Genomic DNA, 12,665 nt, shown 5'->3' on the forward strand with positions numbered 1-12,665 from the left:
AGGTCAGGACGGGGTGGCCGGGGTGGGGACGCCGGCGAACGGGATCACCGCCGGGGCCGTGTCCCGCTCCCCCGCCGGGTGCCGCCAGAGGCCCCGGCGGCGCAGCTCGGGCAGCACCCCCTCGCCGAACCAGTACGCCTCCTCCAGGTGCGGGTACCCGGAGAGGACGAACTCCGAGATGCCCAGCGCCGCGTACTCCTCGATCCGGTCGGCGACCTCGGTGTGGCTGCCGACCAGCGCGGTGCCGGCGCCGCCGCGGACCAGGCCGACGCCGGCCCACAGGTTCGGCGCGACGACCAGGCCGTCGCGGTTGCCGCCGTGCAGGTCGAGCATCCGGCGCTGGCCCTCGGACTCGCTGCGGCGCAGCCCGGCCTGGACCGTGGCGATGTCCGCCTCGGAGACGTTGCTCAGCAGCCGGGAAGCCTCGGCCCAGGCGTCCTGCGCGGTGTCCCGGGTGATCACGTGCAGCCGGATGCCGAACCTCATGTCCGGCTTGAGCGTGCGGATCCAGGCCAGCTTCTCGGCCACCTGGGCGGGCGGCTCACCCCAGGTCAGGTAGACGTCGGCGTGCCCGGCCGCGACCGGGCCGGCGGCCTTCGAGGAACCGCCGAAGTAGATGGCCGGCGGCACCTCGGGCACCCGGGAGAGCTTCGCGCCCTCCACGCGCACGTGCTCACCCTCGTACGACACCGTCTCACCCCTCAGCAACCCCCGGACCACCGTGAGGAACTCGGCGGTGCGCGCATAGCGCGCCTGTTTGTCCAGGAAGTCCCCGAACTGTCGCTGCTCGCTGGACTCGCCACCGGTGACCACGTTGAGCAGCAGCCGGCCGCCGGACAGCCGCTGGAACGTCGACGACATCTGCGCCGCCAGGGTCGGCGAGATCAGCCCCGGGCGGAACGCGACGAGGAACTTCAACCGCTCGGTGACCTCGGTCAGCATCGCCGTGGTCAGCCACGCGTCCTCGCACCAGGCGCCGGTCGGGGTGAGCGCGCCGACGAAGCCCAGCTGCTCGGCGCTGCGCGCGATCTGGCCGAGATAGCCGATGGTCAGCGGCCGCACCCCGCCCGCCGAGCCGACCGGGGTGCCGTGCCCGCCACCCACGATGTCCCGGCCGTCGCCGTTGGTCGGCAGAAACCAGTGGAAGTCCATGACCCGGAGCCTACCCAGATCTCCCATCGAGTCGATAGGATGCTCCAGCATGATCGATGAGGCTGCATACGACGAGGCCCGCCTGCGCGACTGGGCGGCAGGGCGGGCCCGCGGATTCTCCCGGCGGAACCTCTTCGCCCTCGCCGCGGCGGTCGGCACGGCCGGCCTGGTCCCGTCCCCGGCCCGGGCGGCGGACTCGCCCATCGTCAAACCGCTGCCGCCCGAACTGTTCACGGTGCTCGGCACGAACGCGGAGACGAAGTGGTCGGCGCTCAAGGACCAGGGGTACCTCGTACCGGTGGACCGGTTCTTCGTCCGCAATCACACCAGCACGCCGCGCCTCGACGGATCGACCTGGCACCTGGAGATCTCCGGCAGCGGCCTGCGCGGCGAGGCCGCCCACCTGACCCTCGCCGACCTGCGCCGGCTGCCGGCACGGACCCACACGGTCACCGTCGAGTGCGCCGGCAACGGCCGCGGCTACTTCGGCACACAGCAGGGACAGACCGTTTCCGGCACGGCGTGGGGCCTGGGCGCCGTGGGCGTGGCCCGCTGGCGCGGGGTGCCGCTGTCCACCGTCCTGCGCCGGGTCGGCCTGCGCCGCGACGCGCTGGACGTACAGGCCGCGGGGCTCGACCCGAACTACGTCACCGGCGGCGTCGACCTGGGGCCGGTACGGCGCCCGATGCCGCTGGCCAAGGCTCTGGACGACGTGCTGCTGGCCTACGAGATGAACGGCGAGCCGCTGCCCCCGGACCACGGCTTCCCGGTCCGGCTGATCGTGCCGCGCTGGATCGGCATCTCGTCGATCAAGTGGGTCGGGACGATCGACGTCTCCGCGGAACCGCTGTTCTCGCCCTGGAACACCCAGTTCTACCGGCTGTTCGGGCCGGGGTTCCCGGCCGAGGGCCGCCCCTTCGACCGGCAGGTGATCAAGAGCGCCTTCGAGCTGGACCCGGGAACCACGTTCACGGCCGGCCGCCGGGTTCGCCTGACCGGCCGCTCGTGGTCGGCGGGGGGGGCCGATCCGCGAGGTCGAGGTGAGCACCGACGGCGGCGTCTCGTGGCGGCGCGCCCGGTTCGCCGGCCCCTCTTACGAGGGGGCGTGGCAGCGCTGGGAACTCGATTGGCGGCCGGCCGCCGGCGCCCATTCACTGCTGGCCCGGGCCACCGACGTGCACGGCAATTCCCAGCCGGACGTGGCGCGTTACAACACGCTCGGATATCTGTTCGACGCGGTGGTCCGGGTACCGGTCACCGCCGCATGAAATCGGGCCGGGGCGAATCGCCCCGGCCCGATCCCGCACCCCATTCAGGACGTGAAGGCGTCCTTGATCTTCTCGCCGGCCTGCTTCAGGTTCGAGCTGGTCTGGTCCGCCTTGCCCTCGGCCTCCAGACGCTCGTCGTCGGTGGCCTTGCCGACGCCTTCCTTGACCTTGCCGCCGAGTTCCTCGGCCTTGTTGTCGACCTTGTCGTCGAAAGCCACAGCGCACCTCCGGGGGTTCAAGTCTGCTTCACCCGTTGCATTACCCACCGGCGCCGTTCTCATACCTCGCCTTTCCGGGTGACGCTGTCCCCGGTCGCATTCACATTTCGCATCTCGTGCGCCCCGTCGCCCGGTCTCGCCTCCCCGTGTCTCCCCGCCCCCGCGTCGCGTGTCGCGCGCCGAACCGGAGTCGGGCGCGACGCCCGCCCTGAACGCGACACGTCCTCCCGGCTGGCGCTCAGAGGTCCCTCGCCGACCTCGAGACACCCTGAGCGCGAGCCGACGGCTGGAACGCGCGGCGCTCCCCGGACCGCGTTGCCGGGCGTGTCGGGCGTGGGCGAGTTGCTGCGTTATGGTGGGCGGCGACCCGGGGAGCGTGGATGCCGTCAAGGAAGGCCGTCAGCGGGTCGGAGGGTGCGCCCGGAGGCGCCGCGGCGTCCGCGGCCAAGCCCCGGGTGAAGGGCACCGCAAGAACAGAAAGAACTTTCACGAGCGCCCCGAAAAGCGCCCCCAAAAGCGGCAAACCCACCTCCACCGATGTGGCGGCGGCGGCCGGGGTCTCCCGATCGGCGGTGTCGTTCGCGTTCAACAACCCGCAACGGATCTCCGCGGCCACCCGCGAGCGGATCCTGGCCGTGGCCGAGGAGCTCGGCTACCGACCCAGCACGCTGGGCCGGATGCTGCAGGCCGGCACGACCAACTCGATAGGCGTGCTGCTGCCGCAGCGGCTGGCGCAGATCCTGGAGAATCCGTACTACTCCCGCTTCCTGATGGGCGTCGGGCAGGTGTGCGACCAGGAGGGCTACACCCTGCTGCTCACCCCGCCGCTGCAGGACTCGGTGCTCAAGGCGATCCCGTACGCCGCGGTCGACGGGTTCATCGTCTGCGGGCTGGAGATCGACCGCGGCGAGGTGGCCGAACTGGACCGGCGCGGGATCCCGTTCGTGCTGATCGACTCGGACCGGCACGAGGGCGCCCCGCACGTCGAGGTGGACGACCGCGGCGGCGCCCGCGAGGTGGCCCGTTACCTGCTGGAGCTCGGCCACCGCCGGCTCGCGGTGCTCTCCATCGACCCCGGCCCGGACGCCGCCGTGCGTGGCTACCGCGGCCCGCTCGGCCGCCGCCTGGCCGGCATCGGGGACGCGCTGGCCGAGGTCGGCATGACCCTGGACGACGTGCGGCTGGCCGAGGTTCCGGCGACCCGCTCGGACGGGTACCACGCCACGAAGGCTCTCCTGCCGGGCGCGCCGACGGCCATCCTGGCGCTCTCCGACGTGCTGGCCTACGGCGCGGTGGACGCCCTCCAGGAGCTCGGCGTCGACGTGCCCGGCGACGTGTCGGTGACCGGCTTCGACGATCTCGCCGAGTCGGCCTGGTTCCGCCCGCGCCTGACCACGGTCCGGCAGCCGATCGTGACCAAGGGCCGGATGGCCGCCGACTTCCTGATCTCGGCGATCCGCGGCGAGGACCAGCACCCGCACCAGACTCTCGGCACGTCCCTGATCGTGCGCGACTCAGCCGCAAAAAAGCCGATAAAGCCGGCGTAGCGCAGTCCTTGCAATAACTTGCAGCAAGAAACCATCCGTCAGACTATGTAACACGTGTTAGTTGCCTGCTACCGTTCGCTGCCATGACTGAGCAACTGGTCGCACCGCCCACCGTCGAGGCGCCGCCGGCATCCTGGTGGCGCAACGCGGTCATCTACCAGATCTACCCGCGCAGCTTCGCCGACTCCAACGGCGACGGGATCGGCGACCTGCCCGGCATCACCAGCCGGCTGCCGTACCTCAAGGATCTCGGCGTGGACGCGGTCTGGCTCTCCCCGTTCTACGCGTCGCCGCAGGCGGACGCGGGCTACGACGTCTCCGACTACCGCACCGTCGACCCGATCTTCGGCACCGTCGCCGACGCCGCCGAGCTGATCACCGGCGCGCACGCGCTGGGCCTGCGGGTCATCGTCGACCTGGTGCCCAACCACTCGTCCGACCAGCACGAATGGTTCCAGCGGGCGCTCGCCGAGGGGCCCGGCTCACCGTTCCGCGAGCGCTACCACTTCCGCCCCGGCAAGGGCGAGAACGGCGAGCTGCCGCCGAACGACTGGCCGTCCATCTTCGGCGGTCCGGCCTGGACCCGGGTTCCCGACGGCGAGTGGTACCTGCACCTGTTCGCCGCCGAGCAGCCCGACTTCAACTGGGGCCACCCGGCGGTCCGCGACGAGTTCAAGACCATCCTGCGGTTCTGGCTCGACCAGGGCGTCGACGGCTTCCGGATCGACGTGGCGCACGGCCTGGTGAAGCAGGACGGCCTGCCGGACGTCGGCGCGGACGCCGAGTGGCACCTGCTGGGCGTCGGCGAGAGCCCGTGCTTCGACCGCGACGGCGTGCACGAGATCTACCGTTCCTGGCGGCGGATCCTGGACGAGTACCCGGGCGAGCGGATCGCGGTCGCCGAGGCGTGGGCGCCGAACCTGGCCCGGGTCTCGCACTACGTCCGCGAGGACGAGCTGCACCAGGCGTTCAACTTCAGCTACCTGGGCACCGCGTGGAACGCGCACGAGCAGCGCCGGATGATCGACGACTCGCTGGCCGCGATGAGCGCGGTCGGCGCCCCGGCCACCTGGACGCTGTCCAACCACGACGTGGTCCGGCACACCACCCGGCTGATGCAGACCGGCGAGGGCGAGGTGGCCGGCCGGCGGGCGGTCGCCGTCGACGAGGCGGCCGGGCTACGGCGGGCCCGGGCGGCCAGCGCGCTGATGCTGGCGCTGCCCGGCTCGGCGTATCTCTACCAGGGCGAGGAGCTGGGCCTGCCGGAGGTTCTGGACCTGCCGCCGGAGGCCCGCCAGGACCCGGCGTTCCACCGCGCCGACGGCCAGGACGGCTACCGGGACGGCTGCCGGGTGCCGATCCCGTGGAGCGGGGACGCCGCGCCGTACGGCTTCGGCCCGCAGGGCGGCACGAGCTGGCTGCCGCAGCCGGCGTCCTGGGCCCGGCTGAGCGTGGCCGCGCAGGCCGAGACGCCCGGCTCGACCCTGGAGCTGTACCGCACCGCGCTCGCCGTGCGCCGCGCCCACCCGGCGCTGCGGCCGGACGGCAACCTGCGCTGGGTGACCGCGCCGGCCGGAGTGCTGGCGTTCGAGCGGGAGGTCGCCGGCGCGCCGGTGTTCCGCTGCACGGTCAACATGAGCGACCAGCCGGTGTCCGTCGGGCGGCCCGGTGAGCTGCTGCTCGCCAGCGGCCCGATCGAGGGCGGCCCGGACGAGGTCGTGCTGCCGCCGGACACCACGGTCTGGTGGTCCCTCTCCAGCTGACACCGGCCCGGCCACCCTCGGACGGTGCGGGTGGGCGGGGAGTGCGGGCGTGGCGCGTCCGAGAGGGACGGGCCACGCCCGCACCGTGTTTGCAAGGTCACCCGAACCCTCAACTGATTCTCGGGGCCGCCGATCGTGCGGGACATGCGACCAGTGGAACGACCGGCCCGCACGGCCGGGCGCATTCTGCTCCTGGCCTGCCTCTGGGCCGGGCTGAGCATCGTGCTCGGCGTCGCCGGCGTCCTGGCGGACACGCCGCCGGCCTGGCTGCTCTGGCCGAGCGGGATCGCGGCGGCCGGGACCGCGGCGTACGCCTGCCTGGTCACCGCGGCGGCGACCCCGGGCACCGCACGGCTGTTCTGGCGGCGGCTCGCCGCCGCCGCCGCGCTGCTCACCGCCGGCACCGTGTGTCACGCCACGCAGACCGTGCTGGCCGGGCACCCGACGTCGGTGAACCTGCTCAGCGCCACGTGCTATCTGGGCGCGATCGCCGGCGTCGCCTACGCCATGGTGCGTCTGCCGCACCCACCTCGCGGCTGGCGGGTCAACCTGGCGATGTGCCTGGACGTCGCCGTGGTCGGGGTGGCCGCCGTGCTGGTCATCTCGTACTTCCTGTGGAGCATGCCGGTGCCGGTCCCGGGCCCGCCGGGCGGGCGGCCGCCGATGGGCCTGCCGATGCCCGGCCTGGCCGCGGGGCTGCTGCTGATCATGGTGGTCACCGCGCTCACCGCCGTGGTGACGGTGATCCGCGTCGGGGTCACCGGCGCCGGGCCGGTGCACGGTCCCGCGCTCTGGTACCTGGCCCCGATGGGGCTGCTGCCCCCGACCGCCTGGCTGATCTACCCGGTGGTCCGGGACTGGCCGCACCTGAGCGTCACGGCGATCGTGATGCCGCCGCTGGGACTGATGTTCGCCCTGGCCGGGCGGTCCCAGATGGGTCACGGCGGGCGGCCGCCCCGGACGGTGAGCCGGCACTGGGTGCGGCGCTGGCGGCGGATCAGCGTGGTGCCGTACGCCGCGGTCGTGGTCACCGTCGGCATGCTGGTCTTCGTCACCGCGCACCGCGGCTTCCTCCCGCCCGGCCTGGCCGGCGGCTCGATCCTGCTGACCATGCTGGTGGTGATCCGGCAGATCGTCGCCCTCTCCGACAACACGGTGCTGCTGGAGCGCCTGGAGGAGCAGGCCAACCACGACGACCTGACCGGGTTGCCGAACCGGCGGATGTTCGCCGCCACCCTGCAGCAGCGCACCGCGCCGGGCGCGGTCGCGGTCTGCGACCTGGACGGTTTCGGCACGCTCAACGATCGGCTCGGCGACGAGCGGGGGGACGTGCTGCTGCGCGCCGCGGCCGCCCGGATCGCGGCGACGTTCGGCCCGGACGCGCTGGTCGCCCGGCTGCTCGGCGACGAGTTCGGCGTCCTGGTCCCGGGCGGCGCGGAGCACCTGGGCGAGCGGCTGGTCCGCGCGTTCCGGCTGCCGTTGCGGGTGGACGGGCACGATCTGCTGGTCACGGTCACCGTCGGGGTGGCCGCCGGCCGCGACGAGGTGGTCCCGGACCTGCTGCGCCGCGCCGAGCTGGCCCTCAAGGCCGCCAAGCGGGCCGGCGCCAACCGGTTCCAGGAGCACACCGCCGAACTCGACGACACCGCGCAGCACGACGCCGACCTGGCCGCGGCCCTGCGCCGGGGCCTGGACATGGGCGAGTTCCGGCTGGCCTACCAGCCGATCGTGGAGTTGCCCGGCGGCCGGATCACCGGGGTGGAGGCCCTGATCCGCTGGCAGCCGGCGGACGGCCCGCCGGTGTCGCCGGCCGAGTTCATCCCGGTCGCCGAGCAGACCGGGTTGATCCTCGACCTGGGTCTCTGGGTGGTCGAGACGGCCTGCGCGGACGCGGCGCGGTGGCAGCGGCGGTACGGCGCGGACGCGCCCCGGGTCAACATCAACGTGTCGGCCCGGCAGCTGCTCGACCCGGACCTGCCGGATCAGGTCGCCTCGACGATGGCCCGGTACCGGCTGGACCCCGACAAGATCACGCTGGAGATCACCGAGACCGCGGTGTTCGGCGGCGGAGCGGCGCTGAGCACCGTCCGGGAGCTGCGCGCGCTCGGCGTCGGCCTGGCGCTCGACGACTTCGGCACCGGCCAGTCGTCGCTGACGCTGCTGCGGACCTGCCCGGTCACCACGCTGAAGGTGGACAAGTCGTTCATCGACGAGCTGAACGGCACCGCCGAGCAGGAGGCGATCGCCACCTCGCTGAGCACGATCGCGGCGACGCTGGGGTTACGCGCGGTCGCCGAGGGCGTCGAGACCCGGGAGCAGGCTGTCCGGCTCGAGGCCCTCGGCTACCGCTACGCGCAGGGATACTACTTCGCCAAACCGGGGCCCGCGGCGGCGATCGACGCGGCCCTGGAGGACAAGGTCCGGCTTCAGCAGTAGGTGCTCTCCTTGCCGATCACCCGGTACGGGCAGTCGGCGATCTCGGCCAGCCGCAGCGCGGCCTCCCGGTTGCGGGCGGTCTGCGTGGCGATCACGCTGCCCGGCGGGTAGAAGCCGCCGCCGGACGAGCTCTTCGGGTACATCTCGAAGGTGTACGCGAAGATCTTGTACGTGCCCCACAGCCAGTCCAGCAGGTCGCCGTCGGTGATGTAGAGGGCACTGGACTGCTCGGCGGTGTAGTTGTTGGTCGCGGCCATCTGCCGGCCCAGGGTGGCCAGCGCGTTGTTGTCGTCGGTGGTCAGCCCGGGGGCGGTCTTCGAGGTGGTGTAGCCGAACGGCCACAGCACCAGCTCGCTGTAGGAGTGGAAGTCCATCACCGCTTTGATCTGCTGCTTGCCGCCGACCACCCGGCCGGCCACGAAGTCGCGGACCACCCTGGTCTCCGGCGCGGAGAACGCCGACGGCCCCCGATAGGTCTCCGACGACTTCGAGCTCGACGACCCACCACAGCAACCCCAGTTGTACGAGTAGTTGCGGTTCAGGTCGGTGCCGACAGCTGTGGACCCGGAGTTCGGCTGGCGGTTCTTGCGCCACGACCGGTAACTGCCGGTGGCGACGTCGTACTCGGAGCCGTCCGGGTTGACCGACGGGATGATCCAGATCTCCCGGCTGTCGACGACCGCTTTGACCCGGCTGTCGCTCGCGTAGTCGTCGGTGAACTCGTGCATCAGGTAGAGCGCCTGCTCGACGGTGATGTGCTCGCGCGCGTGGTGGTTGGCGTCGTAGAGCACCTCCGGCTCGGCCTCGTCGGTGGCCACGTTGTCGGAGATCTTCACGGCCACGATGTCGCGGCCCTCGTACGACTTGCCGAGCACCCGCTTCGCGGCGATCGCCGGGTATTTGGCGACGATCGCGTTCACGTCAGCGATCATCTCGGCGTAGTTGTGGTACGCCGCGTCGGCGGGCGGGAAGTCGAGCACCCGGTTCACCGGCTCGACGGTGAAGCCCTGCCGTCGCAGCCGGCGTACCTCGGCGGGGGTGGCGGTGATCTGCACGACGGCGTGCTCGACGCTGTCGATGGCGGCGCCGGCACTGGCGATCGCGTTGCGCTGGGCGGCGGTGCGCACGTCGTAGACCTCGTACGCGCCCGCCTGCGTCTCTTCGGGGGCGGCCGCGGCCGGGTCCGCGGCGATCAGGGCGAGGGCGACGGCCGCGAGGGCCGCCAGGGGACGTCTTCTCATCCCCCCACTACATCAGCAGACATCTATTCCCGGTAATCCCGGCCCGGCCCGGGTTCCGGCGTGATGGACCCGTCGCCGGGCGCGGCCCGCATGGCCCGGTGCATGCGCGCCGCGTCCGCCTCGTAGTCGTCGATGTGCTCGTCCACGCCGGCCGCGATGCCCGAGAAGTCGTTCTCCCCGGTCCGCGCGTAGTGCAGGACCGCCCACACGATCAGGTCGGCGTCCTGCGGGTTGAGCGGCAGTCCCCAGCGCCGGATGAACGACGACATGGCCGCCTTGCCCCGCAGAAGCTCATCGATGCTCACCGAAGGCTCGCTCATCGGCCGAGTCTGTCAGACCACCGCCCGATCGCGGATGGCGTGACCCACCTCGGCACGCAGGGCGGCGAACTCCGGCGAGCCGCGCAGCTCGCCGGCCGGCACCCCGGTGCGGGGCAGGCCGATCGGCAGGTCCAGCGCGACCCGACCGGGCCGCGGCGTGAGCACCACGACCCGGCTGCCCAGGAACACCGCCTCGTCCACGCTGTGCGTCACGAACACGCAGGTCCGCCCGGACGCGGCGCTGACCTGGCGGAGGTCGGCCTGCAGCCGTTCCCGGGTCAGCGCGTCCAGCGCCGCGAACGGCTCGTCCAGCAGCAACAGCGGATTCTCCACGGCCAGGGCTCGGGCGATCGCCACCCGTTGCTGCTGGCCGCCGGAGATCTGCCAGGTCCGCCGCTTGGCGACGTCGTGCAGGCCGACCCGGGCGAGCAGTTCCTCGACGCGTGCGGGCGAGGCGTCCAGGCCGGCGTAGCGCAAGGCCAGCGTGATGTTCCCGCCGACGGTCTTCCAGGGGAAGAGCCGCGGCTGCTGGAAGACCAACCCGGCGCCGCGCCCGGGCACCGGGGCGGCGCCGGCGGTGCGGACCGTCCCGGTGGTGGGCTGCTCGAAGCCGGCGATCAGGCGCAACAGCGTGCTCTTGCCGCAGCCGGACGCGCCGACCAGGACCAGGAACTCGCCGGCCGGCACGGTCAGATCGACCGGCCCGACCGCGGTGACGTCCCCGTAGGAGTGCGTCACCGCGTCGATCACGACCGCGTCATCAGCCGAGGACACCGGGCAGGCCCTTCACGTAGATCGACTTCTTGACGTCGTCGAGCGCCGGCACCGCGTCGATCTTCTGCTGGGCCTTCAGGAACTCGGCGGCGCTGACCAGGTTGTCGGCGATCTTCCCGACGTTGTTCTCGGTGCCCAGCCAGTCGGCCGACGAGAGGTCCGCGGGCTTCAGGAAGACACCCTGCTCGAGCTGGTCGAGCGCGTCGCCGGCGGAGAGGTTGAGCTCGGCGCCGACCGCCTTGGACGCGGCCGCCGGGTCGTTCGCGATCAGGTCCAGGGCCTGCGCCTCGGCCTTGCGCCACGCGTCGACGGCGTCCGGGTGCGCCCCGGCGAACGCGGTGGAGACCACGCCCAGGTCCAGGGTGGGCTTGCCGGCGGTGGCCAGCTCGCGGCTGCTGATCAGAACCTTGCCGTTCTTCTTGATCTCGTCGAGGACCGGCAGCCAGGTGTACGCGGCGTCCAGGTCGCCCCGGGTCCACGCGGCCTGGATGTCCTGCGGCTCCAGGTCGACGATGTCGACCTCGGACTCCTTCACGCCGGCCTGGTCCAGGGCGGCCAGCAGGCTGTAGTGCGAGGTGGACGCGAACGAGGTGGCCACCTTCCTGCCCTTGAGCCCGGCGACGCCGCTGATGCCGGAGCCGTTACGGGCCACCAGCGCCTCGTTGTCACCGGCCACGTCCAGCACGAAAGCCACCTGGTACGGGATGTTCAGCGGCGCCGAGAGCCCCCGGGCCACCGGGCTCGACCCGATCGCCGCGATGTCCACGCTCTTCGCGACGAAGGCGGTGTTGATCGACGCCCCGGAGTCGAACCTGGTCCAGGTGATCTTGTAGTCGGGCAGCGCCTTCTCCAGCAGCCCCTGGTTCTTGACGATCAGGTCGCCACTGGGAAACGCCTGGTAGGCGACCCGGATCGTCTTCCGCGAGGAGTCACCGCCCCCGCTGGCGGCCCCGTTGCCGCACGCCGCGACGAGCAGAAGCGACAACAGCGCAATAGCCTTCTTCATCTCACGAGATCCTTAACTAATGCCCCGCCACGGGATCAGCCGCTGCTCGGCGATCCGTAACAAGGCGTCGATGAGCAGGCCGGACAGCCCGATGGCGAAGAGCCCGAGCACCACGACGTCGGTCTGCGAGTAGCGCTGGGCGTCGCGGACCATGCCGCCGATCCCGGGCACCCCGTTGATCGTCTCGGCGGCGACCACCGACGAGTACGCGACGCCGACCGCCAGCCGGATGCCGGTGAAGATCTCCGGCAGGGCGCTGGGCAGCACCACGTCGCGGATCGACTGCCACCGGCCGGCGCCGAGCGCGCGGGCCGCCTCGACCAGGCCGGACGGCGCGCCGTGCACCGCGGCGGCGGTGGCCACCGCGACCGGCGGGAGCGCGGCGATCGAGAGCAGCCACAGCTTCGGGGTCTCGTCGATGCCGAACCAGATGATGAACAGGCTGAAGTACGCCAGCGGGGGCAGCGCCCGGACGAACGTGACCACCGGCTCGGCGACCACCCGCAGCCAGCTCACCGTGCCCAGCAGCACGCCGACGAGCAGGCCGGCGGCGACGCCGACGGCCGAGCCGATCACGATCCGCCGCAGGCTGACCGCCAGGTGCTCGATGAGCAGGTGGCCGCTGTACCCGCGGACGCCGTCGTGCACCGACGAGGTGATGATCAGTTGGTGCCAGACGGCGCCGGGCGACGGGATGAACGTCGGGTTGTCCAGGGCGCGGGCGGTGATCTCCCACAGCGCGTAGAGCACGAGCAGGGCGAGCAGCCGGAGGGCGACGCGGCGGCGCAGGCCGCCGCCGGGCGCGAGCGCCGCCGGCGGCTTCGCCGCGGGCTCGGTTGCTTCGGCAGGGGCAAGCAAGGTGGTCACGGAAAGCTCCAGGCAGCGATACGGGGGAATGCCTGCTATTCCTATCGCAACGATGGGGTTACTGGCAATGCAC

9 protein-coding genes and 2 pseudogenes are annotated in these 12,665 nt (G+C 72.2%); 4 read left to right on the forward strand and 7 right to left on the reverse strand.

What is annotated here, in order from left to right:
- Positions 1-3: 3 nt before the first annotated feature.
- On the reverse strand, positions 4-1,152 hold the full coding sequence (locus tag Asi03nite_RS15555) for an LLM class flavin-dependent oxidoreductase (RefSeq protein WP_239102720.1): 1,149 nt from the start codon (positions 1,150-1,152) through the stop codon (positions 4-6).
- Between the two features lie 49 nt (positions 1,153-1,201).
- Here Asi03nite_RS15555 and Asi03nite_RS37880 point away from each other — a divergent pair.
- Positions 1,202-1,954 (forward strand): annotated as a pseudogene (locus tag Asi03nite_RS37880) (molybdopterin-dependent oxidoreductase); the annotation flags it as partial.
- Between the two features lie 510 nt (positions 1,955-2,464).
- Here Asi03nite_RS37880 and Asi03nite_RS15565 read toward each other — a convergent pair.
- Positions 2,465-2,638, reverse strand: a complete 174-nt coding sequence (locus Asi03nite_RS15565; protein WP_203680426.1) for a CsbD family protein — start codon at positions 2,636-2,638, stop codon at positions 2,465-2,467.
- Between the two features lie 539 nt (positions 2,639-3,177).
- Here Asi03nite_RS15565 and Asi03nite_RS15570 point away from each other — a divergent pair.
- The 3 genes from Asi03nite_RS15570 to Asi03nite_RS15580 all read left to right on the forward strand — a co-directional run bounded on the left by Asi03nite_RS15570 (position 3,178) and on the right by Asi03nite_RS15580 (position 8,384).
- Entirely contained in the window at positions 3,178-4,185 is a 1,008-nt protein-coding gene (locus Asi03nite_RS15570) for a LacI family DNA-binding transcriptional regulator (RefSeq protein ID WP_275409399.1), read from the forward strand.
- Positions 4,186-4,268: 83 nt separating this feature from the next.
- Positions 4,269-5,948 carry a glycoside hydrolase family 13 protein gene (locus Asi03nite_RS15575; RefSeq protein WP_203680428.1) on the forward strand — a complete coding sequence of 560 codons (1,680 nt, stop codon included), beginning with the start codon at positions 4,269-4,271 and terminating at the stop codon, positions 5,946-5,948.
- Positions 5,949-6,092: 144 nt separating this feature from the next.
- Positions 6,093-8,384 (forward strand): putative bifunctional diguanylate cyclase/phosphodiesterase, encoded by a 2,292-nt coding sequence (locus Asi03nite_RS15580; RefSeq protein WP_203680429.1) that lies wholly within the window; start codon positions 6,093-6,095, stop codon positions 8,382-8,384.
- Here the strand turns inward: Asi03nite_RS15580 and Asi03nite_RS15585 are convergent.
- The 5 genes and pseudogenes from Asi03nite_RS15585 to Asi03nite_RS15605 form a co-directional block, all read right to left on the reverse strand.
- Positions 8,378-9,625: pseudogene (locus Asi03nite_RS15585) on the reverse strand (M14 family metallopeptidase); the annotation flags it as partial. The gene Asi03nite_RS15580 and the pseudogene Asi03nite_RS15585 sit on opposite strands and share 7 nt — an antisense overlap.
- 23 nt (positions 9,626-9,648) lie before the next feature.
- The gene (locus tag Asi03nite_RS15590) at positions 9,649-9,945 is read right to left on the reverse strand and encodes a hypothetical protein (RefSeq protein WP_203680431.1); all 297 of its coding nucleotides are present in this window, start codon (positions 9,943-9,945) and stop codon (positions 9,649-9,651) included.
- A gap of 12 nt (positions 9,946-9,957) precedes the next feature.
- Positions 9,958-10,719, reverse strand: a complete 762-nt coding sequence (locus Asi03nite_RS15595) for an ABC transporter ATP-binding protein (protein ID WP_203680432.1) — start codon at positions 10,717-10,719, stop codon at positions 9,958-9,960.
- On the reverse strand, positions 10,706-11,725 hold the full coding sequence (locus Asi03nite_RS15600) for a taurine ABC transporter substrate-binding protein (protein ID WP_203680434.1): 1,020 nt from the start codon (positions 11,723-11,725) through the stop codon (positions 10,706-10,708). Before Asi03nite_RS15600 ends, Asi03nite_RS15595 begins: the two co-directional genes overlap by 14 nt.
- Positions 11,726-11,737: 12 nt before the next feature.
- Positions 11,738-12,592 carry an ABC transporter permease gene (locus Asi03nite_RS15605; RefSeq protein WP_203680436.1) on the reverse strand — a complete coding sequence of 285 codons (855 nt, stop codon included), beginning with the start codon at positions 12,590-12,592 and terminating at the stop codon, positions 11,738-11,740.
- Between the last annotated feature and the right edge of the window lie 73 nt (positions 12,593-12,665).

Source organism: Actinoplanes siamensis (assembly GCF_016862395.1).
GTDB classification, from domain to species: domain Bacteria; phylum Actinomycetota; class Actinomycetes; order Mycobacteriales; family Micromonosporaceae; genus Actinoplanes; species Actinoplanes siamensis.